This window comes from Rahnella sp. ChDrAdgB13 (assembly GCF_017655185.1).
In the GTDB taxonomy this organism is placed as follows: Bacteria; Pseudomonadota; Gammaproteobacteria; order Enterobacterales; family Enterobacteriaceae; genus Rahnella; species Rahnella contaminans.
Window position 1 is genome coordinate 76,124 of sequence record NZ_JAEMGT010000006.1, and the last position, 23,877, is coordinate 100,000.

Below are 23,877 nucleotides of genomic sequence, written 5' to 3' on the forward strand. Positions count from 1 at the left end.
TCTGATAAATTCATTACATTATTAAGGTCAATTATGCCGCAACCTAATTACCGCACCGATTGGCTGTGCATTGCCACATCGGGGCAGGCTGTAGACGGTCGCACCATTGAGGCGCAATGGTTAATTGATGCGGCAGAAACTTACAGCCGCGACACCTACACCGCGCTGATTTGGCCGCACCACCCGCAATATGAATATGCCGAACGTGAGTTCACCTGCAATCTGGGTGAGGTTGACGCATTAAAAACAGAAACCGTGGACGGCGTTGTAAAACTTTATGCCCAGCTTATTCCTAACCGTTTTCTTATTTACGCGAATGAAGATGGACAAAAATTATTTACCTCCGCTGAATTCATGGGCGACTTTGCCGGAAGCGGTCGCGAATATTTGATGGGTTTGGCCGTCACGGATATTCCGGCAAGCCTTGGTACTGAAAAAATCAGATTCCAATTAGCGGGTGAAGAAAAAGACGCCGCACGCGGAAGTTTAGAAACTTTCAGCCTGGGTAAATTAAAGACCCAGAAAAAAGAATCCTCTTTTTGGGGGAAATTATTTTCTACCCGCAAAGAGTTTACGCCAACGCCAGAACCCAACACTAACACCGACAAGCCCAACGAGGGCGAGGAACAAAAGATGGATGAATTAAAAGCCCTCTTGCAGCAAATGATGCAAATGCTCACCGACATGAGCGACGCCAGCACCGGCGACGACCCTGATGTAGACGACCCAGACCAGGCCGCCGACGTCGTCGCCGATATCGCAAGTGATATCGCCGATGCTGCCGACCAGGTCGCCGAAATTGCCGCTGACGTTGCAGACAACCCGGACGACGAAGTCAAAGCGGCTGAATTTACCGTCGCAAAAGCCAACCTGGTGAAAGCCATGAAGGCGTTTAACGTGAGGTCAAAACCGGCGCGAAATTCTCGCCGAGAACGTCGCCAGTTCAGTGCCCGCCGCCCTGGTAAAAAATCTAAAAGTGACGCGTTTACCCAGCTGTCCACGCAGCTTAATAACGTCATGACCAAGCTGTCAGCCCAGGAAAGTGGCGGAACGCGACGCCCAGGCAATGCTCCAGGTGGTAGTAACAAACCGCGCGAACTCGTTTAAGGCGTTTTTGCCCAGATTTTAAGGAAAACACCATGCACCACAACCAGCAATTATCCCCCCGAGCAGAGGAGCGGCTACTCAAGTTTACCGCTGCCCTGGCTAGTTCTTACGGCGTGCGTGATACCGCAAAGTTTTTCGCGATCACCCCGCCAAAAGAAACAGCCCTGCGCGACGCCTTACTTGAGCGTTCGGATTTCCTGCGCCTGATTAACGTTACCGACGTCAGTCAGACTACTGGTCAAGTTATTAGCACCGGTAAGCCCGGCATTTATACCGGTCGTAAAAAAAATGGCCGTTTCAGCCGCCCGCTGGGCGTGGACGGTAACGAGTACAAGCTTTATGAAACGGATTCCGGTTCATACCTGGATTACAACACCCTGACCAACTGGGCGAACTCCGGCAGCGAAGACGAATTCTTCCAGCGCATCCAGGCGTTCAGCAATGAATCCTTTGCGCTCGACATGCTGCGCGTCGCGTTCAACGGTATCAGCGCCGCCGAAGACACCGACCCGGACAAAAACCCGAACGGTGAAGACGTCAACATCGGCTGGCACAAAATCGTGAAAGACCGCACACCGGCCCAGATTATTGCCGACACCGTCACCCTGGGCGGCACAGGCGCCGATTTCGTGTCCTTAGACGCGGCGGTCACTGACCTGCTTCACGCCTGCATCCTGGAACAATTCCGTAATGATCCACGCCTGTGCGTGCTGATTTCCGGTGACCTCATCGGCAAAGACGCCACCACCATGATGAACATGGTCGACCGTCCAACCGAGAAAGTGGCCGCGCAGCTGATGAACCGCCAGATTGCTGGGCTGGACGTTTACACCCCGCCATTTATGCCGGAAGGCCGTTTGATCATCACCACGCTGGACAACCTGCATATCTATACACAGGGCGGTACCCGCAAGCGTAAAGCAGACTGGAGCGACGACCGCAAACAGTTCGAAAACAGCTATCTGCGCATGGAAGGCTACGCGGTTGAGCACGACGAACTGTACGCCGCGTTCGACAAAATCACGCTCGCGGAACCGGTCACCCCACCAGAAGAAGGCGGAGAGTAACGCTATGGCCATGTCCCCGTGTCAACGTCACCGCGCCCGCGTTAAAGCCTCGCAGGCACTGGACAACCGCGAAGCGCTGACAGCCTCACCGGCCAGTTTCCACCTGCAAAAGCTGGAACTGGAAAGCGACGTCGCACAGCTGCGCAGCCTGCCGCGTACGGAAGACCGCATCGAAATGAAGCGGGACGAACTGCTGCCGCGCTGGTTGCCAACGGTGGAAGCCTACCTCGCCGGTGATAAGCGTTATGCAAATCCGGCCCTGGTGTACTGCGTTGTCTGGCTGTTTGACACCGGGGAAATGGAAAAGGCGCTCGACTGGGCAGATATCGCCATCGCCGAAGGTCAGGCGACGCCGGAAAACTTCAAAACCACGTTACCGGCGTTTGTGGCTGATACCGTCATGGAATGGGCCATCAACGAAGCCGCCGCAGGCCACAGCATAGAACCGTACTTTACGCGAACGTTTAACAACATCCGCGACAAGTGGCGGTTGCATGAAGACATCAACGCCAAATGGTTCAAGTTCGCCGGGCTGTACATGCTGCGCGACGAGAACGGCGCACCGCGTGCCACCGCCGTGGAAGATGTCGACACGCTGGAACAGGCCGACGCGCTGCTTGCCCAGGCGGAAAAGTACAACCGAAACGCCGGTGTAAAAACCATGCGCACGAAAATTCAGGCCCGCATTAACAGCCTGGTCGCGCTGTAAAGACTACCGCAAGCCGGGGCGGGCGCGGTGGAGGCATAAAGCCCGTAAGGCTTTTTGGCCGTGGAAACCGTTAGCCCGCTTCTCACATTTTTGAGGTGTACCCGATGAACAGCCCGAGTTTCAGCATCAGCGGCAGGCCGGTGGGATATCAGGACGATGCCATCACCAACGGTGTGGCGTTCTGGCCGGATTTGAATCTCGCCGAGTTTCAAAAAACGCGCACCATCCCCGCCGACCTGCCGCCAGAAATTGCAGGCGTCGCCGTGCTGGCGGCCATTGCCGAGGTAAACAGCACATTAGGCGATGTGGTTACGTACTGGACGGGCAAAGGATGTACCCAGGCCAAAGACGTGCCCGGCGCGAAGATGGGCGCCGAGAATCAGCTGACAGCCCAGTACAAAAAGGCCGTCTATGCCAGGGCAAAAGCCGATTTATTGGGTGAATTTGCCGCTATCGGGCGCAGGGAATCACACCCTGGGCAGGAAAGCACAGACACCCGCGCCAACCTGCTGGCTGAGGCGGCGTATGTCATGCGCAACATGTTGCAGCTGCCGCGCGTCGGGGTGCATTTGATATGAGCCAATTAGACGACCTGACGGCTTTTCTTACCGCCAACCTGCCGCCTGATGCCATGCAAATGTTTCAAAGCACGATGGACGATTGCGAAATCACTCGCAGCGGCAAAGCCCTGGGGCTAGGTCAGCGTCGCGTTGGCGTTTTTCGCTATAACGGTCGTTTGTCCTGGGACAATTTTCCGTACCGCCGTTATTCCCCCGGCGTGGTGTATGCGCTGGTGTTGGCCTGGATTGAAGACCACGCCAACGAACTGCACGACGAACTCAATCTCGCCGACCCCACGGTCGACCCGGAGTTTGATGATGAAGACGCGTGCATCTTGGAAATCGTCGTCGCCCTGGCAGACCCTATCATCATCACGCCGACCGACAACGGCGCCGTGCCGTTTCGGGGCAAGCGCTGGGATGTGGTCAATCCTGAAATATGGACAGCGACGGAAGTCGAAGTCATTACCCAGATAGCGGGCGAATCGTGATCCGCGGCGAACTGAATCAGCGTCAGCTGAAACAGATGCGTGCTGCGCTGGCCGCCGCTGACCTGCCGCCGAAGAAACGCCAGCGCCTGTTATGGCGTATCGCCAAACTCGGCATCATCGTGGCGGCCAAACGCAACCAGCGGAACCAGGCAGACCCGGACGGGACGCCGTGGTCACCGCGAAAGCGTGGCAAAGGCAAGATGCTGCGCGGCCTGCCCAAGCTGCTGGCCGTGCGGGAAATGCCGGAAATCCAGGGCGTGCGGATTTACCTCAAGGGCGGGAATTATCGCAACGGGGCGAAGCCGATTGCGGCGGGTCTGGTCGGCGCCGTGCAGCAGGACGGCGCCCATATTCAGATGAATGCCAGTAGTGCGCCGAGAAAGTCGCAAACCAACCGCCCGGCACTACCGCGACAGGCCAAAAAGCTGCGTGCGCTGGGGTACAAAATTCGCCAGGGCAAGCGCTGGATTAAGCCGTCGAGCAAATACATCGTGGCAAAAATGAGCATGGCCCAGGCGGGTTTATTGATTAAAAAACTGCGGGGCACACCGTCAAAACGCACCTGGACAATCGACATACCGGGGCGCGTATTTTTAGGCGTCAGCAACGACGAATTTAACAAAATACTTGCGCGGCAATTGCAGGCGATTGGCTTCGGCTGGGACGTCAACGCGCAGGACATCAGGGGGTAATCATGACCTGGCCCAATATCAACATTGACCAGATTAACCGCTTTAACGGCACCACGACCGACGTCGAGCGCGTCGTTTTGTTTGTCGGTTATGGCAAAACCAACATCGGGAAAACACAGGCATTAAATACCGGCAGCGACCTGGACACGGCGCTGGGCGCTGACGACAGCCAGCTGAAATCGCTGGTTATCGCTGCTGCGAACAATGCCGGACAAAACTGGTTCGCCTACGTGCATGTCATGCCTGAACCCGATATTGAAAAAGACGTGCCGGATGCGGACTGGACGGCGGCCATTCAATCCGCCCAGAACGTTGCATCGGTTGAAGGTATTGTCCTGGCGTTTGATACCGTCCTCACAGCCACCATTAACCGGGCCACCGAAATGCGCAACACGCTGAAAGCCAATTTTGGCCGGTTCGTGTGGTTCCTGCTGGCCGTCAGCGGACCAGATGCGGAGGAGTCCTGGTCGGATTATTTAGCCCGCATGACCACTCTGCAACAGGGCATTGCCTCCCCAGGCGTCCAACTGGTTCCGCGCCTGTGGGGTAATGAACCCGGCGTTCTGGCCGGTCGCCTGTGCAACCGTTCGGTGACCGTTGCAGACAGTCCGGCCCGCGTGGCAACGGGGGCTGTGACAGCACTCGGCAGTGACGCCCTGCCCAAAGACGGCGACGGCGTGGAGCTGGACTTAGCCATCTTGCAGGCCCTCAACACCAACCGTTTCAGCGTACCGATGTGGTACCACGATTTTGACGGTATCTATTGGGCGGACGGCTGCACCCTGGACGTGGAAGGTGGCGATTACCAGACCATTGAGAATGTGCGCATCGTCGATAAAGCCTCCCGCCGCGTCCGTTTGCGTGCTATCCCGAAAATCGCCGATCGTTCGCTAAACAGCACGCCAGGCAGTATCGCGGCCCATGTGACGTATTTCGGCAAGCCGCTGCGCGAAATGGCGATCACCTCCCAAATCAACGGGATTGAATTCCCAGGGGAAGTAAAACCACCGCAAGACGGGGACATCAGCATTACCTGGGCGAGTAGCGTCAAGGTGCAAATTTTTATCAAAGTGCGTCCGTACGAAAGCGCGAAAGAAATCGCGGTCAGTATCGAACTCGACACCTCTCTGGAGAGCTAACCCATGACAGAACGCATTAGCGGCGGGTCGTTCGATGTGAACTATGACAGCGTCATGATCCACGTCGAAAACGCCACGGTGACCATCACCGACAACAGCGCCGCCGTACAGACGCGCGGCGTGCCCAACGGCCACGTCAAAGGATCAGTCTCGGCAGATGTTGAAATCGAAGTCGATTCCCTGAATTTCAAAAAATTCACGGCAGTGGCCCGCGCGGCAGGTTCCTGGCGAGCTATCGCCGCGAAAGACTTTCTGTTTTATGCCAACGCGGGCGACGAGGAAGAAAAAATCGAGGTATTCGGCTGCGTGCCGACGCTGTCCGACCTGGTCAACATCGCACCGTCTGAGGCCAACAAGACCACGAAGAAAATTAAATTCATGGTCACCAGCCCGGATTTTGTGGCGATTGATGGCGTGCCGTATCTGTCAGCCCGCGATACGCGCGACCTGAAAGGATAACGCCATGCAATACAGCCCGTCCGAATTCCTTGCGGAATCCGTCAAGTGGGTTGCTGACAACGCCCCAATTGTTTACACGGCGGCGAGCGCCTTTTCTATCGCCGCGATCATGTCGCTGCGAGACGGTAAACGCTGGATTTATTCGCTGATGGGCGGTTGCGTGTGCGCCGTTATCGCCCTGAGCCTGGGCGGCGTCCTGGACTCTATCGGGTTTACCAAGGATGTGGCCCCGGTCATTGGCCCGGTTATCGGTTTTATCGGTGCCGACAAATTGCGCGACATTATTTTAGCCATCGTAGAACGCCGCACCGGCGCGGACGGTGGCAACAATCAACCTAAATAAGGTGTTTCATCATGACATTAGGCGAAAAACAACAAGAGTTTACCCGCATGGTCGGCCTGCTGATTGCCTGGGCGTATGCCAACGGCTTTGCCCTGACATTCGGCGAAGCCTACCGCACCCCGGAACAGGCAAAACTGAATGCAACATCCGGCGCCGGTATCGCCAATAGCCTGCACACCCAACGCCTGGCCGTGGATTTTAATCTGTTTATCAACGGCACCTGGCAGACCGACAGCACCGCATTCACACCGCTGGGTGAATTCTGGGAAAGCCTGGGCGGCAGTTGGGGCGGGCGATTCAAGACCAACCCGGACGGCAATCACTTTAGCCTTGAACATAACGGGGTCCGCTAATGCTGCGTGACCTGTGGTGGTATTTGTTCCTCTTAGCGGCCGGTGCCTATATGGGCTGGACTGCTCACGATTTGCGGGACGCAAAATTAGAACGGGACGCAAACCGGTCAGCAGAGCAAACCCGCCAGGTTGTCACCGAAGTGACAAGGCAATCCGGCCAGGTATTGGAAGCCAAAATCGCGGAGTTAAAAGCCAATGAAACCCACACCGAGCGGGAAATCCGCACGGAAATTATTAAGCCGGTGTTTACCAATGTTTGCGCTACTGACGAGTATGTCCGGGTGTTCAACCAGAGTGTTGATCAGGCCGAGCGAACCTTATCAGGAAAACCAGCTGACATTGTGCCCGGTTACCCTGCCACGACTGGCGGGCAAAACCGGCGCTGATTTTGACGCGGCGTTATCGCGGTATATCCAGCTGTATACCGACTGCGCCGCACGACATAACGCCCTGGTGGGCATCATCCGACAACGAAAGGATTTAGACCAATGAGTAACCAAAAAAATAAAACCATTTCCATGACCGTGGCCGGTGTTGAACTGACGTTCGAACCGAACAAAACCGCGTTTAATGGCCTGATGAATGAAGTCACCGCGACCAACAAAATGGCGCCAATGGTCACGTATTTGGGCCGTATTGTGTCGCCCGACTTTAAGGACGCACTCACGCAGCTGATTGACGACTATCCGGGCGTTGAACTGCAAATCGCCGAGAAGGTGAATTCGATTTACTCGCCACAGGTTGAGATTGAAATAAAAAACTGACGGCGCGGGTAGCGGCCATCCGGGCGAATGCCCTGGAACAGTATTTGACGCTGCGCCGCTACTATCTGCCACACGAAGACGACACCGAAGAAAATCTCGCCCGCGCGTTGTGGCTTGACGAGTATTTTGCAAAGACCAAAGCCTATAAAACGGCGGAGGGAATAGCGATAGCCCTTAACGGAACCTGACATGAGTCACTTAGATTTTACTTTGAGCCTAATCGACAAGCTGACGCGACCGCTAAAAACGGCCCAGTCGTCGCTGAAAGGTTTCGCTGAAAAATCGCAGGCATCTTTCGGGAAAATCGGCATCGGAACTGCTGCCGTGTGGGCAGTTGCGCAATCCATCAGGGGCGTACTCGGCCCCGCGTCGGAAATGAAAGCGGCCTTGAATGAACTCGGCGCCAAGGGCGTGGCGGAGGATACGCTCAATAAGCTGTCCTCCGCCGCGCTTAAATTCAGTATCCGCTACGGCAAAAGTGCGGTCGACGTAGTCAATTCCAGCTATGCCATAAAAGGCGCGATGGCCGGACTCGCTGACCAGGATTTACCGCGCGTCACGCTGGCCGCCAACACGCTGGCCGCAGGGGTTAAAGCCAGCGGCGAAGAGGCTGGGGAATACATCAGCGCGATGGCGTCCCGCTTCAACAGTGAACTATCCAGCCTGGGACACGTGAGATTTGCCGAAGAACTGGCGGGGAAAACCGCCTACATGGTGCAAAACTTCGGCGTCAAAATGCAGACCATGCAAGAGCTTATCGAAGGCACTAAAAAAGCTGGGGCAGACTTTGGCGTCAGCATGGACGAACAGTTCGCCGTGCTGGGCAACTTGTCACGCACGCTCGGCACTGAATCCAGCGGCATTTACGAACAGTTCCTGCGCAGTGCGCCCGCCGCGGCCCGAAAGCTGGGCATGAGCTTTGTCGATGCCACCGGCAAAATGCTGCCAATGGGCGACATTTTGCAAAAGCTGCAAGACAAATACGGCAAGAGCATCGAAGGCAACGTCAAGGCACAGCAAGATTTAGACGCCGCTTTCGGTGGTGGTGCCGACGTCATTAAAAAGCTTTACGGCCAGCAGAATATTTTAAATCGCAGCATCAGCGAACTGGGCCGCAATGACGGCATGAAGCGTGCCGAGGAAATGGCCGCCAAAATGGCGAAACCCTGGGAGCGCATCACCGCGTCGTTTTTCGCGATACGCGTCGCAATCGGTAACACTTTGTTGCCCATCCTCACCCCGCTGATTAACCGCGTAGCCGACGTCGGGGCCAAATTCGCCCGCTGGCTGGACATGTTCCCCAACATTGCCCGCTGGCTGGGTTACATCACGCTTGCCGTACTGTCATTTGGTTTAGTCGGCGCGGCGGCAAATATCGCGATGGGGGTATTTGGCTTCACCATGATGGGCCTGACCGGGATTTCCAAATTACTGGTCACCGCCTGGAAGATGCTCACCTTTACGCTGAATTTGCTGCGCCCGTCCCTGCTTATGACCCGTATCGGTCTGGCCGGTCTGTGGATCCAGTCCAAATTACTGGCCGTGTGGACAGGCGTCTGCCGCGTGGCACTGTTTGCCTGGAACGCGGTACTAAAAGCCGGGGCCATTGCCATGCGTATTTATGGCGTGGCGACCATGTTCGCCGGTGTCGCCATGCAGATTTTGACCAGCCCGATCACTTTAATTATTGCCGCGCTGGCAGCGCTGGCCGTGGGTATCTGGTATGTGGTGACGCACTGGGATGAACTGAAAACCGCCATTATGGAAACCGCCGCTTTTGCCTGGGTTATGGATATGGCCGGACAGGTCGGCAAGGTCTTTTCAAGCGTCTGGGATTCCATCGCCCAGGGCTGGGATGCTGTGGTGAAATTCTTTACCGGATTGTCACCAGTGACCGCATTTGAAGGGTTTTCCGAGGCCATCGGCAATATTTTCAGCGGCCTGTTTAATGTCCTGAAAAACAGCTTTACCGCGACGTACAACTGGATTGCCGAAAAGTTAAATAACCTGCCCGGCGTCAATATCGACCTGAAAACCACGGCGGCGACCAACGTCGGCACCACGACGGCCCCGCAGCTAAACGGCACATCACTGCTAACCGGCAACACAACCGGTTCGGCGATCCCCCGCGACGGGCTAATGAGCCAGGTTAAATCCGACAATAAAACCGTTGTCGACAGCCGCAAAACATGGGGTGACACCTACATTAATGCGCCAAACGGCATCACCCCCGGCCAGCTGGCCGAATGGCAAGAGATGAACGCAGGATGAGCGATACACTGATTTACATTGATTTGCTGATAACTCACGGGGATTTCACCCTGGATTCCGGCAATGAGCCGCAGCTGTGTAACAACCAGGCCAGCATCGGACAGGACATTATTCACAGCATTTTAGAAAGTGGCATCACGTCGAAACTGATTGGCGAACGCAGCCCGACCCTGCGCGGCGATGTCATTACACAGCTGACGTTGCTAGTGGAAAGCGACACCCGACTTATTCCGGGCACGATTGTGATTACAGAAGAAAACTTGTCACGCCTTTACGTTACCGCTGAAACCTATGATTTCGGCGATGTCGGCCAGGGAGTTAATTATGTCTGAAAAACCAACCGTCGATTTTGAGCAAATTTTGCGTGATAGCGGGATGCCGACCACGGAAGACGAAATCGGCGCGGCGTTTAAAACCATTGTCGCTGATGAAAATTACGTGACGAATACGTCGCGCATGTCGCCGTTCTGGCGGCTGATTAACAAGATTGTCAGCACGCCGGTGTTATGGCTGAAAGATGCCCTGGTCAGCGTCGTTTTAACGAATATGTTTGTGGCGACCGCCACCGGCCCGATGCTGCGCCTGTTAGCCTGGGCGGTGAATATTGAAGTCAAACCCGCCAGCGCGGCAGCGGGCACCCTACGCTTTTATAAATCCACACCGGCCAACGCGGTGACCATCACAGCCGGGACGATTATCCAGACTGAGCGCATTAACGGCGTGGTGTATGCGCTGGCCGTCAGCCAGGACACCACGTTGCCCGAAGGTGTCGAAAGTGGCTTGGTTGCTGTGACCGCCACCGGTACCGGCAGCGGCTACAACCTTGCACCGGGTTATTACCGCATTCTGCCGGTGGCCGTGGCCGGGATTGCCAGCGTGGTGAATGAAGACGATTGGTTAACCACGCCGGGCGCCGATGAAGAAACCGACGACGAGCTGCGCGACCGCACCCGCAACCAGTTCAACCTGGTGGGAAATTACCATACGGATGCCATTTACCGCAGCATGATAGCCAGCATTGTGGGCCTGAGCGTCGACCGCATTTTCTTTTTGCATGACGCCCCGCGCGGCCCAGGTACCGCAAACGCCTATTTATTACTCGACAGCGGCGAGACGTCACAGCCTTTTATCGACGCGGTCAATGACTACGTTAACACCCAGGGCCACCACGGCCACGGCGATGATTTGCAGTGTTTTGCCATGCCGGAAACGACCCACACACTGGCCGTCACGGTGTTTGTCCTGAGCAAAGAGAACATGACGGCGGAAGAACTGGATGAACTGCAATCCGGCGTCACCAATCTTATCCGCTGCGCCTTCCGGGAAAATGCCAATTATGACGTCAAAAAGACCTGGCCTTATGCGCGGTTCTCATTCTCCAATCTGGGCCGCGAATTGCACAAAACATTTTCGGTTATTGATTCCCTGAGCTTTTCGCTTACGGACATCATCAGCGAATTAACCGTCCCGCGCCTGGAATCCCTGACAGTGGAGATTATCAATGACTGATTTTCTAACCCAGCTTAAAAGCCTGAAACTGCCGTCCTGGATGGACGCAGGCGAACCGGCCAAATTATTGCGGGCCTGCGTGCGGTTTTGGTCAACCGTTTATGACTGGATCACCTGGCCGCTTCGCCAGTTCGACCCGCTGACCTGCGCTGAACCGTTGTTAAACCTGATTGCCTGGGAGCGCGACATCACCCGTTTTGACGGTGAGCCGCTGGAACTGTACCGCAAGCGGGTGAATTTCGCCTTTATCAACGCCCAGCAGGCGGGCGAGGTGGCCGGATTTATTGCAATTTTCAGTCGCCTGGGTATTGGTTATGTCGAATTGCTGGAACGTCAGGAAGGGCTGGACTGGGACGTCATTGTCGTGCGGGTAACAGATAGCCAGGTTGCGAACAATAGCGACCTGCTTTTAGAGATTATTCGCAAATATGGCCGCACCTGCCGCCGCTATCAGTTCGAAGTCATTACAACCCTGACGGTGCATATCAACATCGGCTGGTATCAGGGTGAATATATTTGCTACCCGGCCACGCTGGGCGACGTAGACACAACATCAAGCGCAACATTTAGCGCAAGTTTGTAGGGGAAGACCATGTCACAAACCGTCATTACACAAGCCTTTGTTGAGTGGAAAGCCCAGCAAGCCGCAGACAACCAGCCCGTTACGCTGGATGAATTTATTTTCGCTTTCGTGCCCGACCTGGACGTCACCAAGCCCATTGAAAACACCGAGGCCATTCCGACCGACAAAATCGTATACCGCCAGGCCGTCAGCAAAACCGGCGTAGTCAATGCCAATGCCGTGGTGTATTCCGTCACGATGGGCGCCGACGTCGGGGATTTCGATTTCAACTGGATAGGGCTGACCAACAAGGCCAGCGGCACACTTGCCATGATTATTCATGCGCCAACCCAGCGCAAAATCCAGAACGCCAGCGGCCAACAGGGCAACGTCCTGGTGCGCTCCATGTTGATGGAATACAGCGGCGCCCAGGCATCTACCAATATCACGACACCCGCCGAAACCTGGCAGATTGATTTTACCGCCCGTCTGGCGGGCATGGATGAAGCCGACCGCCTGGCGGCGCTGGATATCTACGGCGCCGGTGCATTTTTCGATAATGGCTTTTTGGTCGCAAAAACCGGTTCGCAATATTTCGTGACCAAGGGGCTGGGGTATGTGGGCGGTTTGCGTGCCGAACTGGCGGCAAATCAAAACGTCGCCGTGTCGGCCAAACCGACAACAGTCTGGGCAGATGTGTGTTACCAGGGCACGTTGACCAGCGCCTACAAAACGGCGATCACCTTCACAGTTGCGGATACGCTGGAAAACCACACTACTGACGGCGTCGCGCATTACGTGTTTGCACTGGCAAGCATTGACGCCGCAGGCACAATCACCGATTTACGTCCGAAAGGCTCTTTGGCTGACCAAACCTTTTTACGTAAGGACAAAAACCTTACCGATATCGCTAACCCAGCCACAGCCCTCAAAACGTTAAACGGCGTCCCGACAAGCCGGACAGTCAACAAAAAACCATTGTCTGATGATATTAATCTTGCCCCAGATGACGTTGGGGCGCTGCCTTCCGGGGGTACTGCGGTCGCAGCCAAAAAGTTAGAAACGACCCGCAAAATTGCTGGTGTCGAATTCGACGGCACAAAAGATATCTCACTGACGGGTGCCAATATTGGGCTTGATAAAGTCGGCAACTATGCTGCCGTCCAGGCCAATGGCGGGCTTCATCACGATAGTGCGCATCGTATTTATATGGATTGGGCAATCGACGGAAAAATATACGCGACCGTTGATAACACTGACCAGGGCGCCTTTTTTACGACAAAAAACCCACCCAATTACGGCCAGGTAGGAGCCTATCCCCAGTCAGGGGGAAACGTCAGCGGCTATGTAAATGCAACGTATCTGAGCGCTACCCAACCCCCTAACCCAGGAAAAGAAGTTCAGGGAACTTTCATCGGCTGGAATGAAACGGGCGGGCAAGGTGAATCTGATTTTATTAATAACCGTGGTGGGGGCGTGGGCGGATTTCATTTTCGGACGGTCAACTCGAATAACAGCGAACAAAGCGGATATATCAACTTCTCAGGGACTGGCGATATTTCGGCCCAGGGGGATATTAACACTGACACCGGTGGGATATTCGAGAAAGGTCAACGCGTTTATAGCCCCAACAATCCCCAGCCTAACATAGTTCAGGATATGCGTTTCGGGACATCGGCTGAATTCCAGGAGCGGTCGAACAATGAGCATGTTGACGGCGGGGTAATGACCTCCTTCAAAGACTCAGGAAGTTCAAATTATTGGATACGCGTCCGTCAGCTACAAAAATTAATTAATAACACTTGGTATACGGTGAGCTACACATGAAAGCTAAAATTTACGGCCCTTTTTCACCACGCGAGAACCTGACGCAAGATGAAACAGCGTTAGCCACAACACGCGGCGTTAAGTTTATCGGCGACCCGCAGGGTAACGACTGGTATCAGTTGGTTAAGAAATTTTCAGCCGATACGCTAAAAATCATTTTTGATGACAGCGGCATTATTCGTATGGCGAGCTATGACGCATCAACTCTTTGGCCGAAGGGGCAAAGCGTGGCGGAAGTTGACGTCATTCCCGAAGGTTTCGCCCCTGAAACATTACGCGAGCGCTGGGTTTTCGACGGCAAGAAAATAATCGCGCATACCTACACCGCCGACGAACTGACCGAACAGGCAACAGTTACCCGCGACAACTTACAGGCCGAAGCCGCGCTGAAAATCGCCCCTTTGCAAGATGCCGTTGATATTGACGACGCCACCGACGAAGAACGGGCGAGCCTGACGGCCTGGAAAAAATACCGCGTCGCGCTGAACCGGCTGGACTTGTCCGCCGCGCCGGATATCACCTGGCCGGAGGCACCGCAGTAATGTGGCAAGAGTCGATAATCCAGATTGCCGACGATATGGCCCCGCTTTCGTGCGCCATCGTGCCGGCACATCCCTGGGTTTACGGTCTGGGACAATCGGCTGATTCAGGCGGTTACCTTAGCCCGGCCAATGCGCTAGGCTATCTCGCCAAAAAGCTGACCACCAGCGGGGCCAGCGGCGATGTGATTGTCCTGATGATTGCCGAAAATACGCATGATGATTTTATCCAGGGATTAAACAGCCTGGCCGCCGTATTTCCAGCCCCGGCGTTTACACAGGTCAGCAGGATGGCAAAGGCCGCCGCCGAACTTAGCACGGTAAAAATGCAGCTCCCGGCAAAAGTTACCAACGCCCTGCCCGCCGCCGCGCCGTTGTCCGTACCGACAAACCGGGCAGCCGTAAATGCCCAGCGCGTTGCCGCCGCGCAGCTGGCTGCCGCAGTCAGCACAGGAACAGCCGGATTGCAAAAGCAGGTCACCGAATTTATCCAGGCCCGCGCCGACTTGCTTTCATCCGTCAGCCTGGCACTTGACGACCTGAAAGGGGCCAGCGCCAAAGTGTGGGCATTTACGCACAGCGGCAATCACATCACCGGCGCCATTGAACTACTGAAAGATATTCCGCAAACCACCGCCGTGCATACCGCTGCGATGATGTTCACCGGGGATTCCCTCGCCGATTTGGAGAAGATGTTACATGAGCCAGACCGCGCTTCTCGCCCTTGATGGTGAGGGCATTTCGATGCAAAACATGCTGGTTTCGCCGTCTATGCAATTCCAGGAAAAAGACCAGTCCGGCCAGACGTCCAGCACGGCCAATGCCGAGCAGGGAATAAAAGCCAAAGAGCTGCGCGTTTCCGGGTTAATCACGTTTGACGACCAGGCCGTATTACAGCGCCTTTTTCAAATTGCATCGGCGACCGAATCTAGCGGAGCGCTAAAAACCTACCGGGTCGCGCATGAAACCGCGACGGCCATAAACTTTCGTGAAGGCACGTTCACCGGCCAGATTGACGCCGTTCCCCAGGAAGACCGCCTCGCCTGGCAAGTCAGTTTCACCCTGCGCGAAAAAGGCAGTGTCCCGGAGAAACGCCAGGCGCGGAGTGCAAATAAAACTGCCAGCACAAAACAAACCGGCGCCGGTGGCGAGTCAGCTGACGAAAGCCCGGACAAAATGAGCTGGTTTGAAGAAAAAGTCCTGAAACCTGTTAACGATGCGTTGGGATAACTGAGCCATGAAACCGATAAAACGTTTATATCTGTCCAGTGATCCGATCCCATTGGTCGACAGCAATCTGGTGTTAGAACTGAATGCGTGCGGTCGGGGATTTATTACCGCCACAACGGAAACCGACTACACCGGCAAGATGGTGCGCCTTGATATCGGTTACGACGGATTAGTCCTCCGCTGGTTTACCGGTTATGTCGAAAGGTCACAGCCCGCAGAGAACGGCGCCCAGCGTCTTTTTGTCCGGGAACTTATCGGCATATTCGATAAACTGTGGCCGTGTTCATTTCAGCATCCGACCCTGCGACAGATTACCGACTGGATAAGCGAACAATCCGGGCTGACCGTCTCGCCGCCAGCCGGGGCCAGCTATGCAGATAAGCCAATCCCCCATTTCACCCACAGCGGCACCGGGTACCAGCTTTTCGCTAACCTGGGCAAAGCGTTTGGCATCACGGATTATCTCTGGTACCAGCTGCCTGACGGCGGCGTCTTTGTCGGCGCTGCACAGCACAGCATGTTTGCGGGCAAATCGGTGGAAATCCCCGGAGAATTCAGCCAGGCCACGGCGGGCGGTAACTCCATGACCGTGCCCATGATTCAGAGCTTACGACCAGGCGCGGAGGTTAACGGCCAGCGCCTTAACCTGGTACGCCTGGAAAATGACGACATGGCGATCACCTGGCAACCGCGTAACAAAACCACCGGCCAGCCATTGCAGAAAACGCCAATACAACGCCAGGTTGAAGGCGTATTCCCTGAACTGGCTTCCGGTCTGCACCTGCCAAAATTTGCCCGCGTGGAATCACCGAGCGAAGACGTCAGCAGCGGAAACATTGCCGACCCATTCCGCCCGCGCTATGCGGTCGATTTGCAACTGCTTGACGCTGACGGCAATCCCGCAGCCGACACGCCGGTTTATCCTGCCGTGCCGCTGCCGGTACCGATGGCCGGAAGTGAATCCGGGATGTTCCAATTTCCGCCGCCTGGCACACTGGTGGAAGTGGGTTTCACCGATGGACGCCCGGATAAGCCGTTTGTGCGCCAAAGTATGCCGCAGGGCCAGAACCTGCCAGCAGTAAAACCGGGCGAACAGCTGCAACAGCAACGCGACGGGGTATCGCAACGCGTCACCGTCGCTGGTGACTGGGAACGCCAGACAGACCAGACCATCCGCGAAAACTCCATGAGCAGGGAAATAAACGCCGACGACGAAACCCGCAAACTGGTAGCCAGGGAAACCACCGTTCAGGCCACGGATAAAACCACCGTGCTGGGCACGTCCACCCTTCTGGCCGGTGCGGTGACGCACGTCAGCGAAGGCGATTACTGCGTCGGCACATCGGGAAACCTGACCATGACGAGCGGGAAAGATGCGACCGTCAAAATTGCGGCGAACGTTAAACGCGACATTGGTGCCAATCTGGAAGACAACATCACCGGCAACATGATGCTATCGGTCGGCGCTGCGCTTACTGAGAAAATAACCGGCATTCGCCGCAGCGTCGCCCAGGCGCAACAGCTGATTGCGCCGTCCGTTAAACTGGGCACAGATGAAATCAACGTGTTAACCCTTCTGACCGACACGCTGGACGTTGTCAACGAGCTGGCGAAATTGGTCGCCACCCATACACACCCGGACACCGGGGCCAGCCAGCAGGCGAGCCAGTTCACTGCCATAGCAGAGAAAACCGACACCCTACGGAACAAATACGGCCCAATAATTGCCTGATTTTTCCCTCCACGCGTAAAACGATCTGTAACGCCCACCACGAAGCGCAATAACCCAAGGCCGACACCGTTCGGCCTTCTTTTCGTTCGTCTAACCACGCCCCACAGCCGCAACAGAAACACGTACACGGAATCGCATCCGAGACGGAAACGGCGCTACACCGCACCCGCCTGCACGATTTGGATCATAAAAATTTTGCAAAAGAAATTTTGTGCAAACCACCCCGCCAGCCCGCGCGGCGACTGGGGTTTTGTGCTTTCACTGGTTTTGCACACTGCGCAAGGTTTTGCAGAGTTTTGCAAAAAACACCGAGGGGTCACCGGCTAACCATTTGTTTAACTGATTGTTTTTAATTGGATCTCTTTGCTTTCCGTCACGATCAAACTGACGAGCGGTCAGCACCGTGGGAAATTGAGAGAATCGCGGGAAGCCTTGCGCCGCAAGGGCTGGCCGGGAAATAACAGAAATTATTTTTTGCAAAACTTTGCGCGTTGGATCCGAATAGGATCGCGTCACTATCCGTTATCACCGGCGCGTTATCCGTGGTCATTTGCCGTAATCCGTGATGATTCCGTCACAAGATTCGCAGCAAAGAAAAGCCCCGCGAACGGGGCTATTTTCTCGACTTAGTTATTTAGGTAGTCGACCTTCGGTTACTACATAGTCAACAAGCTTGTTTGATTTTGTATCGAGGATGCATGAATAAGTCATGTTCACTTTTGCGTTAAAGCCATTTGTGAATTTAAGTGTATCTCCCAGGTAGGTTATTTGGTTCTTTTCTGGCTCGTTAATGTAACGGCTGAAAATATTACCAAATGCGCCATTCGTCCATTCATAATCATATTTTGACCGGCTTTGGATGGGGTCTTTACATTCCATAATGGCATCAACAAGATGGGCATCAAAAACACATTGCCCGTCATTCGACGCACAAACTTTCACTTTTGGAAGTTCCTTCGCTGCATCATCGCCACCACTAAAATACCAATAGCCAGCTCCAACCAGCACAGCCAAAAAAATGAAACCTTTGAAGGCGTCTTTTGCGCTGAAACCTGGGTCTTTAACACCACAATGCGGACACACCTTAGCCTTTGCCGATACTTCCTTTTTGCATTCTTTGCATTTCAACATTGCCATATGAGAATTCCTTTTTTAAACGTGGTTTTTTAAAGCAATACGAATATTAACGATTCATGCTATCTAGAGAAAGAAAAAGCCCCGCAAGCGGGGCTTTTAATGTCGACATGGTCACGATGTGGACATCGCTAGAAATAAATCCTTTTATTTCAGTCTACTAGACTCGATTTAGAGCGACTTCTCAGTCGCCTTAAAAAATTATTCCGCCAGCGCCGCTTTCTGCGCCTGGAAGATAGTGTCGATGCCCCCTCTGGCGAGGGCCAGTAAACTGAGCAACTCCTCATGACTGAACGGCTCGCCTTCTGCGGTGCCCTGCACTTCAATCATGCGGCCATCTTCCATCATCACGACGTTCATGTCCGTTTCAGCTGCCGAATCTTCGACATACTCAAGGTCGCAAAGCGCTTCGCCTTTGACAATACCCACAGAGACGGCGGCAACCATCCCTTTCATCGGATTGGCTTTCAGTTTACCCGCTGCTACCAGCGCGTTCAGTGCATCTGCCAGCGCCACACAGGCTCCGGAAATGGACGCAGTACGCGTGCCGCCGTCAGCCTGCAAAACATCGCAGTCCAGCGTGATGGTGAATTCACCCAGTTTTTTGAGATCCACTGCCGCACGCAATGAGCGGGCAATCAGACGCTGAATTTCAAGGGTACGACCGCCTTGTTTGCCTTTCGCGGCTTCACGCGCATTACGGCTGTGCGTGGAGCGTGGCAGCATACCGTATTCAGCCGTGATCCAACCTTGTCCCTGACCTTTCAGGAAACGCGGAACGCCTTCTTCGACCGTCGCGGTACACAGCACTTTGGTATCACCAAACTCCACCAGCACGGAACCTTCAGCGTGTTTAGTGTAATGGCGGGTCAGTGTTACGGGGCGTACTTGTTGTGCATTTCTGCCTGCTGGACGCATGGATAGTTCTCCGGGTCGCGAATCGTGTTTGGCTGCGCATTATACGGACTTCGCGAGGTAATGCCTATCATGACCCGCTTACCGGGGCTATAATCGCTGCATCTTTACATTAACAGGTACGCATACATGATCCGTAGTATGACCGCTTATGCCCGACGCGAAATTAAGGGTGACTGGGGCAGCGCCGCGTGGGAACTTCGCTCGGTAAACCAACGTTATCTCGAAACTTACATCCGTCTGCCAGAGCAATTTCGCAGCCTGGAGCCGGTTATTCGCGAGCGCATTCGTGCCCGGCTGACCCGCGGTAAAGTCGAATGTAATCTGCGTTTTGATCTCGATCCGGGCGCGCAAAGCACTCTGCAACTGAATGAAAAACTGGCGAAACAGCTGGTTGAAGCGGCGCAATGGGTAAAAATGCAAAGCGACGAAGGCGAGATTAATCCGCTGGAAGTTCTGCGCTGGCCGGGTGTCATGCTGGCCGAAGAGCAGGATCTGGATGCAATCAGCACTGAACTGCTGCTCGCGCTGGAAACAGCTCTCGATGATTTCATCGCTGCCCGCGAAAGCGAAGGCGCCGCACTGAAAACAATGATCGAACAACGCCTTGATGGCGTTAGCGCAGAAGTCATCAAAGTCCGTGCCCAGATGCCCAATATCCTGCAATGGCAGCGCGAGCGTCTGGTCAGCAAGCTGGAAGACGCGCAGGTACAGCTGGAAAATACCCGTCTGGAGCAGGAACTGGTTCTGATGGCGCAGCGTGTTGATGTTGCAGAAGAGCTGGACCGTCTGGAAGCGCACGTTAAAGAAACGCATAAAATCATGAAGAAAGATGAGGCGGTCGGCCGTCGTCTTGATTTCATGATGCAGGAATTTAACCGCGAGTCGAACACGCTGGCATCCAAATCGATCAATGCCGATGTCACAACATCCGCCATCGAGCTGAAAGTCCTTATCGAACAAATGCGCGAACAGATCCAGAATATCGAGTAAATATTTAAGAACCATCACAAAGACGCAAAAACCATAAAGCCCGCATAATGTCGGGCTTTTTTATTGTCATGAACTATCATAAAGAAGCACTAAAGCGCATGATATGCGTGTACCCAAAGGTGTACCCAATGAGTTTTGTGTACATCAATTTGGGTACACCCCATCATTCAATGTTCAGGTAATCACTATGCCAAAACTCACAGACATGCAGATCCGGGCATGGATAAAGGCCGGAGAACGTTTTGAAGGCCGTGCAGATGGCGGCGGCCTGTACCTGAGATTCCGCCCGGCAGATAAAAGCCCATCGTGGAGATTCAGATACAAGCTGGCGGGGAAATCCCGCGCAATGCTGATGGGTTCGTATGCTGAACTATCCCTTTCAAAAGCTAGAGAGACCGCCAAAGAGCTTTCAGCGCGTGTGTCACTGGGTTATGACGTGGCAGGCGAGAAACAAGAGCGAAAAACCGAAGCACTTGCGAAGATGGAAGCCGAGAAGAACGCTATGCGCGTTTCAGTGCTGGCCGCTGAATACTTTGAGCGTCAGATCCTGCCACGTTGGAAGCACCCAGATATCTTGCGCCGTCGCATCGACAAAGACATAAACCCCCATATCGGCAACATGAAGGTTGAAGATGTGAAACCGCGCCACATTGACGACATGCTAAAAGCTATCGTTGACCGTGGAGCGCCTACCATAGCAACAGATGTTCTACGCTGGACACGCCGCATATTCGATTACGGCATCAAGCGCCACGCATTAGAAATTAACCCATGCTCAGCTTTTGAGGTGTCCGACGCTGGCGGGAGAGAGATTAGCCGTGACCGCTGGCTAACCCGTGACGAGTTAATTCAGTTTTTTGCCGGTATGCGCATGGCTAAGGGATTTAGCCGACAGAATGAAATTACGTTTAAATTATTGCTGGCGCTTTGTGTGCGAAAAATGGAGCTGTGCGCAGCCCGCTGGGAAGAGTTCGACCTTGAAGCAGCAATCTGGCACCTGCCAGAAGAACGCAGTAAGAACGGAGACGCCATCGATATACCGTTACCAGCGCCAGCAGTGGAATGGCTGCGTGAGCTGCACACTTTCTCATGTAACAGTAAATGGGTGCTGCCAGCCAGGAAGATGCAACATCGTATGATCCCCCATATTCAGGAAAGCACCCTACCCGTAGCGCTGGCAAAAGTTCGGGCTGAAATGCCAGATGTACCAAACTTCACAATCCACGATTTCAGGCGCACAGCCCGCACACACTTAGCTGCGCTTGGAGTTGATCCTGTAGTTGCTGAACGCTGTCTGAACCACCGAATAAAGGGCGTTGAGGGCATATATAACCGCCACCAGTATTTTGAGGAGCGCAAAGCGGCGCTAGCGCAATGGGTTCATTTGTTGGTGGCGTTGGATCATGGGGAAGAATACAACGTAACGCCATTTATCAAGATAAAAGCAGGAATTAAAGGTGAATAGAAATCATCCAGCTGTTGATTATGTAAACTTGGTAAATCGCAGAATTTATGATGATGCTGCGGAAGTTTCGAAAAATGCGCAGTTCTTAATTGCGGAAGATGAAGATGGAACCCTTGGCTTTTTAGTCAGTTCGTTTTCCCTCGAAGATTTACAGCAATGGAACCAATCGCAGAAATTTTTCTTACGCTCAGAAATATCGGCAGAGAAAATTAATGCAATGATTAAAGACATGGCAGAGTCAGGCATTAATAATCGGATAGCGCAAGAAGTTACAAGGGATGGGATTCCAAATGGTAATAGGTTTTCAGGCTCCCTAAGCCTTAAAGAGTCTCAAAACATGATGATCTCGTCATGCATCATGTACTTTTTAGGGTTTGATGACATAGCTAAATCGTTATTAGAAACAGCTTTTTATAATGAGGAAATGAAGCTCGGCCAATTAAAATTCATTCATTACGGAAGCTCTGTAGTTTCTAATTACAAGCAGTCACTACGATCATCGAAACCAAGAAACCCACACTATGCGGAAGCGATGCGTATAGCAGCATTAACATGGGAAAAATATCCAGCTGCCAGCAAAAAATCGATGTGTGTGAACCTTCGCAATCACTTTAATGGGCAGGTAAGCATCGACACCCTAAATGATTGGATAAAGAAACAGAAAATTCAGCCACCCAAACCTAAGGCATACACTAGTTTTTCCCTCGTACTCTCGCCTGATGCTTAACCGGCTGCTCCCCCCGCATAGCCGGTTAAGCATTCTGGTGCTTCGTAGCTTTTAGCTCTTCAATTAACCCCATTACGGCGCATAGGGCGTCATTCAGAGGTAATGGGAAACATGAAAGAACAATCCGCAATTCCAACAACTGGTTATATCCGTCGTTATCGTATGGCTGTAATGCTTGGCATCAGCGTAGCAACTCTCGATCGTTGGGTTCGCAATGGAACCTTACCGAAGCCTACAAAGCTTGGAGAAAAGATAACTGCATTCGATGCTGTCGAAATCAATCAATGGCTGGAAAAACGCCGCAACTCTATCTGAATAAACAGAAACCACATTCAGTAAACTAAAACCCGGACATCAATATGAAGATGAAAAATTGCCCTCACAGGCAGGGGTTCGCACACCTTCAAAACAGCTATTTAGGAGGGGAACGATGAATGGCGCCCAAAGAAAAAGCGCCCCATTGCCGGAGCGCTTCTGTGAACGTATTGCTGAGGTCTGCTGTGCCAACACTGGCGATAATATCAAGCCAGCTTGCGGTGGTCAAAATCAGCCTTTTGGCTCGATGCCGCGTTTTCGTAATTCAGAACGCCCTAATTCTTTTAGCCAATTACTGGTACTGGTGTTTTCTTCCATCGCCAGATCATCGAATTGTTTGCGTAGCTCTGCTGGTATGCGGATCGGAAGCATTGGGGACTTCCCTCCGCCTTTAGGTTGTTTGTCACGAGTTATTGACATGCATATGCCTATAGGTTTATTGTTAACTCAAATAGGTATATACACTAACATGTGTAAGCCTATAAAAACAACGCCCCGAACTGGTGGAACAGTACCGGGGCGTCTCACCACCAACGTTAACGCAAGTAACGAGGCAGCTATGAAGAATCATACCCAAACTCACTCGAAATTTCAGTACCGTTTCCGCTTCCTAGCTCTTTGCGCAACTGGCAGCGCGATTATTCACATCACTGCACCTGACGAACACGCAGCGCGTGAAATGTCACCCGCTGGCTTTGTGATGGTCTTTACCGCCCGTCTGCCTGCGGAGGTGCACCATGCGTAATGACGTTCAGTTACCGAGAGCCACTTATCTGGAAGGTGTCATTGATAAAATTGATGCACTGGCTCAGGCCGCAATGTTTCTCTATGAAGACAGCGAGCGCGAACTTGCCTACAGTCTGATTGACGCCATTACCCGCCTGACCAGCAAGGCGCAGGATGAAGCAACGGAGGCGCAACAATGAACCTGCAAACCCTGACAGCAAAAGCGCGCGAGCTGCGCGGCAACGTCG

General features: G+C 53.7%; 31 protein-coding genes. 28 read left to right on the forward strand and 3 right to left on the reverse strand.

The genetic code is table 11. The features are described 5' to 3' along the window. The first annotated feature begins 33 nt into the window (after positions 1-33). From J8X26_RS03250 to J8X26_RS03355, 22 genes are all read left to right on the forward strand, one after another. On the forward strand, positions 34-1,107 hold the full coding sequence (locus J8X26_RS03250; RefSeq protein ID WP_208950146.1) for a GPO family capsid scaffolding protein: 1,074 nt from the start codon (positions 34-36) through the stop codon (positions 1,105-1,107). A gap of 32 nt (positions 1,108-1,139) precedes the next feature. Further along, entirely contained in the window at positions 1,140-2,174 is a 1,035-nt protein-coding gene (locus tag J8X26_RS03255) for a phage major capsid protein, P2 family (RefSeq protein WP_208950147.1), read from the forward strand. A gap of 4 nt (positions 2,175-2,178) precedes the next feature. Beyond that, entirely contained in the window at positions 2,179-2,883 is a 705-nt protein-coding gene (gpM, locus tag J8X26_RS03260) for a phage terminase small subunit (RefSeq protein ID WP_208950148.1), read from the forward strand. A 104-nt stretch (positions 2,884-2,987) separates the two neighbouring features. Further along, complete coding sequence (locus J8X26_RS03265) at positions 2,988-3,461, forward strand: head completion/stabilization protein (RefSeq protein WP_208950149.1); 474 nt, start codon at positions 2,988-2,990, stop codon at positions 3,459-3,461. Continuing rightward, positions 3,458-3,934, forward strand: coding sequence for a phage tail protein (locus tag J8X26_RS03270; protein ID WP_208950150.1), 477 nt, complete (start codon positions 3,458-3,460; stop codon positions 3,932-3,934). Before J8X26_RS03265 ends, J8X26_RS03270 begins: the two co-directional genes overlap by 4 nt. Next, positions 3,928-4,626, forward strand: coding sequence for a hypothetical protein (locus J8X26_RS03275; RefSeq protein ID WP_208950176.1), 699 nt, complete (start codon positions 3,928-3,930; stop codon positions 4,624-4,626). The genes J8X26_RS03270 and J8X26_RS03275 overlap by 7 nt, the downstream gene beginning before the upstream one ends. A 2-nt stretch (positions 4,627-4,628) precedes the next feature. Further along, positions 4,629-5,765, forward strand: coding sequence for a DUF2586 domain-containing protein (locus J8X26_RS03280; protein WP_208950151.1), 1,137 nt, complete (start codon positions 4,629-4,631; stop codon positions 5,763-5,765). Positions 5,766-5,768: 3 nt separating this feature from the next. Continuing rightward, on the forward strand, positions 5,769-6,224 hold the full coding sequence (locus J8X26_RS03285) for a phage protein (RefSeq protein WP_208950152.1): 456 nt from the start codon (positions 5,769-5,771) through the stop codon (positions 6,222-6,224). 4 nt (positions 6,225-6,228) lie between these two features. Then, positions 6,229-6,567 (forward strand): phage holin, lambda family, encoded by a 339-nt coding sequence (locus tag J8X26_RS03290; RefSeq protein WP_208950153.1) that lies wholly within the window; start codon positions 6,229-6,231, stop codon positions 6,565-6,567. Positions 6,568-6,578: 11 nt separating this feature from the next. Then, positions 6,579-6,920 (forward strand): M15 family metallopeptidase, encoded by a 342-nt coding sequence (locus J8X26_RS03295; protein WP_208950154.1) that lies wholly within the window; start codon positions 6,579-6,581, stop codon positions 6,918-6,920. Beyond that, positions 6,920-7,306, forward strand: a complete 387-nt coding sequence (locus tag J8X26_RS03300) for a hypothetical protein (RefSeq protein WP_208950155.1) — start codon at positions 6,920-6,922, stop codon at positions 7,304-7,306. Before J8X26_RS03295 ends, J8X26_RS03300 begins: the two co-directional genes overlap by 1 nt. A 102-nt stretch (positions 7,307-7,408) precedes the next feature. Continuing rightward, positions 7,409-7,684 carry a putative phage tail assembly chaperone gene (locus J8X26_RS03305; protein ID WP_208950156.1) on the forward strand — a complete coding sequence of 92 codons (276 nt, stop codon included), beginning with the start codon at positions 7,409-7,411 and terminating at the stop codon, positions 7,682-7,684. Positions 7,685-7,728: 44 nt separating this feature from the next. Then, positions 7,729-7,872, forward strand: a complete 144-nt coding sequence (locus tag J8X26_RS03310; RefSeq protein WP_208950178.1) for a hypothetical protein — start codon at positions 7,729-7,731, stop codon at positions 7,870-7,872. A 1-nt stretch (position 7,873) separates the two neighbouring features. Next, positions 7,874-9,955, forward strand: coding sequence for a phage tail tape measure protein (locus J8X26_RS03315; RefSeq protein ID WP_208950157.1), 2,082 nt, complete (start codon positions 7,874-7,876; stop codon positions 9,953-9,955). Next, on the forward strand, positions 9,952-10,287 hold the full coding sequence (locus tag J8X26_RS03320) for a DUF2590 family protein (RefSeq protein ID WP_208950158.1): 336 nt from the start codon (positions 9,952-9,954) through the stop codon (positions 10,285-10,287). Before J8X26_RS03315 ends, J8X26_RS03320 begins: the two co-directional genes overlap by 4 nt. Then, positions 10,280-11,464 (forward strand): baseplate J/gp47 family protein, encoded by a 1,185-nt coding sequence (locus tag J8X26_RS03325; RefSeq protein WP_208950159.1) that lies wholly within the window; start codon positions 10,280-10,282, stop codon positions 11,462-11,464. Before J8X26_RS03320 ends, J8X26_RS03325 begins: the two co-directional genes overlap by 8 nt. Beyond that, positions 11,457-12,047 carry a phage tail protein gene (locus J8X26_RS03330; RefSeq protein WP_208950160.1) on the forward strand — a complete coding sequence of 197 codons (591 nt, stop codon included), beginning with the start codon at positions 11,457-11,459 and terminating at the stop codon, positions 12,045-12,047. Before J8X26_RS03325 ends, J8X26_RS03330 begins: the two co-directional genes overlap by 8 nt. A 9-nt stretch (positions 12,048-12,056) precedes the next feature. Further along, a complete protein-coding gene (locus J8X26_RS03335) occupies positions 12,057-13,853 on the forward strand; it encodes a phage tail protein (RefSeq protein ID WP_208950161.1) in 1,797 nt (598 codons plus the stop codon). Beyond that, entirely contained in the window at positions 13,850-14,395 is a 546-nt protein-coding gene (locus J8X26_RS03340; RefSeq protein ID WP_208950162.1) for a tail fiber assembly protein, read from the forward strand. Before J8X26_RS03335 ends, J8X26_RS03340 begins: the two co-directional genes overlap by 4 nt. Next, positions 14,395-15,120, forward strand: a complete 726-nt coding sequence (locus tag J8X26_RS03345) for a hypothetical protein (RefSeq protein WP_208950163.1) — start codon at positions 14,395-14,397, stop codon at positions 15,118-15,120. Before J8X26_RS03340 ends, J8X26_RS03345 begins: the two co-directional genes overlap by 1 nt. Beyond that, positions 15,092-15,622, forward strand: coding sequence for a hypothetical protein (locus J8X26_RS03350; RefSeq protein ID WP_208950164.1), 531 nt, complete (start codon positions 15,092-15,094; stop codon positions 15,620-15,622). Before J8X26_RS03345 ends, J8X26_RS03350 begins: the two co-directional genes overlap by 29 nt. 7 nt (positions 15,623-15,629) lie before the next feature. Then, entirely contained in the window at positions 15,630-17,354 is a 1,725-nt protein-coding gene (locus tag J8X26_RS03355) for a hypothetical protein (protein WP_208950165.1), read from the forward strand. 258 nt (positions 17,355-17,612) lie between these two features. Here J8X26_RS03355 and J8X26_RS03360 read toward each other — a convergent pair whose 3' ends face one another. The 3 genes from J8X26_RS03360 to rph all read right to left on the reverse strand — a co-directional run bounded on the left by J8X26_RS03360 (position 17,613) and on the right by rph (position 19,406). Beyond that, entirely contained in the window at positions 17,613-17,870 is a 258-nt protein-coding gene (locus tag J8X26_RS03360) for a hypothetical protein (RefSeq protein WP_208950166.1), read from the reverse strand. Positions 17,871-17,984: 114 nt separating this feature from the next. Then, the gene (locus tag J8X26_RS03365; RefSeq protein WP_208950167.1) at positions 17,985-18,491 is read right to left on the reverse strand and encodes a hypothetical protein; all 507 of its coding nucleotides are present in this window, start codon (positions 18,489-18,491) and stop codon (positions 17,985-17,987) included. A 198-nt stretch (positions 18,492-18,689) separates the two neighbouring features. After that, on the reverse strand, positions 18,690-19,406 hold the full coding sequence (gene rph, locus J8X26_RS03370; protein WP_152324971.1) for a ribonuclease PH: 717 nt from the start codon (positions 19,404-19,406) through the stop codon (positions 18,690-18,692). 126 nt (positions 19,407-19,532) lie between these two features. Here rph and J8X26_RS03375 point away from each other — a divergent pair, with 126 nt between their 5' ends. The 6 genes from J8X26_RS03375 (at position 19,533) to J8X26_RS03400 (ending at position 23,829) form a co-directional block, all read left to right on the forward strand. Beyond that, a complete protein-coding gene (locus tag J8X26_RS03375) occupies positions 19,533-20,396 on the forward strand; it encodes a YicC/YloC family endoribonuclease (RefSeq protein ID WP_152324970.1) in 864 nt (287 codons plus the stop codon). A gap of 187 nt (positions 20,397-20,583) precedes the next feature. Continuing rightward, positions 20,584-21,861 (forward strand): site-specific integrase, encoded by a 1,278-nt coding sequence (locus J8X26_RS03380; protein ID WP_208950168.1) that lies wholly within the window; start codon positions 20,584-20,586, stop codon positions 21,859-21,861. Beyond that, positions 21,854-22,588: a hypothetical protein gene (locus J8X26_RS03385; protein WP_208950169.1), complete on the forward strand. Its 735-nt coding sequence runs from the start codon at positions 21,854-21,856 to the stop codon at positions 22,586-22,588. The genes J8X26_RS03380 and J8X26_RS03385 overlap by 8 nt, the downstream gene beginning before the upstream one ends. A 102-nt stretch (positions 22,589-22,690) precedes the next feature. Next, the gene (locus tag J8X26_RS03390; protein WP_208950170.1) at positions 22,691-22,903 is read left to right on the forward strand and encodes an AlpA family transcriptional regulator; all 213 of its coding nucleotides are present in this window, start codon (positions 22,691-22,693) and stop codon (positions 22,901-22,903) included. 115 nt (positions 22,904-23,018) lie between these two features. Then, positions 23,019-23,648 (forward strand): host cell division inhibitor Icd-like protein, encoded by a 630-nt coding sequence (locus J8X26_RS27965; protein WP_307803313.1) that lies wholly within the window; start codon positions 23,019-23,021, stop codon positions 23,646-23,648. Then, positions 23,641-23,829 carry a hypothetical protein gene (locus J8X26_RS03400; RefSeq protein ID WP_208950171.1) on the forward strand — a complete coding sequence of 63 codons (189 nt, stop codon included), beginning with the start codon at positions 23,641-23,643 and terminating at the stop codon, positions 23,827-23,829. Before J8X26_RS27965 ends, J8X26_RS03400 begins: the two co-directional genes overlap by 8 nt. Positions 23,830-23,877 lie beyond the last annotated feature (48 nt).

Coding starts and splice junctions, on each gene's coding strand:
- J8X26_RS03250 (WP_208950146.1), top strand. CDS start 34: ATGCCGCAACCTAATTACCGCACCGATTGGCTGTGCATTGCCACATCG.
- J8X26_RS03285 (WP_208950152.1), top strand. CDS start 5,769: ATGACAGAACGCATTAGCGGCGGGTCGTTCGATGTGAACTATGACAGC.
- J8X26_RS03300 (WP_208950155.1), top strand. CDS start 6,920: ATGCTGCGTGACCTGTGGTGGTATTTGTTCCTCTTAGCGGCCGGTGCC.
- J8X26_RS27965 (WP_307803313.1), top strand. CDS start 23,019: ATGAATGGCGCCCAAAGAAAAAGCGCCCCATTGCCGGAGCGCTTCTGT.
- J8X26_RS03345 (WP_208950163.1), top strand. CDS start 14,395: ATGTGGCAAGAGTCGATAATCCAGATTGCCGACGATATGGCCCCGCTT.
- J8X26_RS03350 (WP_208950164.1), top strand. CDS start 15,092: ATGAGCCAGACCGCGCTTCTCGCCCTTGATGGTGAGGGCATTTCGATG.
- J8X26_RS03365 (WP_208950167.1), bottom strand. CDS start 18,491: ATGGCAATGTTGAAATGCAAAGAATGCAAAAAGGAAGTATCGGCAAAG.
- J8X26_RS03295 (WP_208950154.1), top strand. CDS start 6,579: ATGACATTAGGCGAAAAACAACAAGAGTTTACCCGCATGGTCGGCCTG.
- J8X26_RS03380 (WP_208950168.1), top strand. CDS start 20,584: ATGCCAAAACTCACAGACATGCAGATCCGGGCATGGATAAAGGCCGGA.
- J8X26_RS03280 (WP_208950151.1), top strand. CDS start 4,629: ATGACCTGGCCCAATATCAACATTGACCAGATTAACCGCTTTAACGGC.
- J8X26_RS03355 (WP_208950165.1), top strand. CDS start 15,630: ATGAAACCGATAAAACGTTTATATCTGTCCAGTGATCCGATCCCATTG.
- gpM (WP_208950148.1), top strand. CDS start 2,179: ATGGCCATGTCCCCGTGTCAACGTCACCGCGCCCGCGTTAAAGCCTCG.
- J8X26_RS03255 (WP_208950147.1), top strand. CDS start 1,140: ATGCACCACAACCAGCAATTATCCCCCCGAGCAGAGGAGCGGCTACTC.
- J8X26_RS03390 (WP_208950170.1), top strand. CDS start 22,691: ATGGGAAACATGAAAGAACAATCCGCAATTCCAACAACTGGTTATATC.
- J8X26_RS03265 (WP_208950149.1), top strand. CDS start 2,988: ATGAACAGCCCGAGTTTCAGCATCAGCGGCAGGCCGGTGGGATATCAG.
- rph (WP_152324971.1), bottom strand. CDS start 19,406: ATGCGTCCAGCAGGCAGAAATGCACAACAAGTACGCCCCGTAACACTG.
- J8X26_RS03400 (WP_208950171.1), top strand. CDS start 23,641: ATGCGTAATGACGTTCAGTTACCGAGAGCCACTTATCTGGAAGGTGTC.
- J8X26_RS03290 (WP_208950153.1), top strand. CDS start 6,229: ATGCAATACAGCCCGTCCGAATTCCTTGCGGAATCCGTCAAGTGGGTT.
- J8X26_RS03335 (WP_208950161.1), top strand. CDS start 12,057: ATGTCACAAACCGTCATTACACAAGCCTTTGTTGAGTGGAAAGCCCAG.
- J8X26_RS03315 (WP_208950157.1), top strand. CDS start 7,874: ATGAGTCACTTAGATTTTACTTTGAGCCTAATCGACAAGCTGACGCGA.
- J8X26_RS03305 (WP_208950156.1), top strand. CDS start 7,409: ATGAGTAACCAAAAAAATAAAACCATTTCCATGACCGTGGCCGGTGTT.
- J8X26_RS03320 (WP_208950158.1), top strand. CDS start 9,952: ATGAGCGATACACTGATTTACATTGATTTGCTGATAACTCACGGGGAT.
- J8X26_RS03375 (WP_152324970.1), top strand. CDS start 19,533: ATGATCCGTAGTATGACCGCTTATGCCCGACGCGAAATTAAGGGTGAC.
- J8X26_RS03325 (WP_208950159.1), top strand. CDS start 10,280: ATGTCTGAAAAACCAACCGTCGATTTTGAGCAAATTTTGCGTGATAGC.
- J8X26_RS03330 (WP_208950160.1), top strand. CDS start 11,457: ATGACTGATTTTCTAACCCAGCTTAAAAGCCTGAAACTGCCGTCCTGG.
- J8X26_RS03270 (WP_208950150.1), top strand. CDS start 3,458: ATGAGCCAATTAGACGACCTGACGGCTTTTCTTACCGCCAACCTGCCG.
- J8X26_RS03340 (WP_208950162.1), top strand. CDS start 13,850: ATGAAAGCTAAAATTTACGGCCCTTTTTCACCACGCGAGAACCTGACG.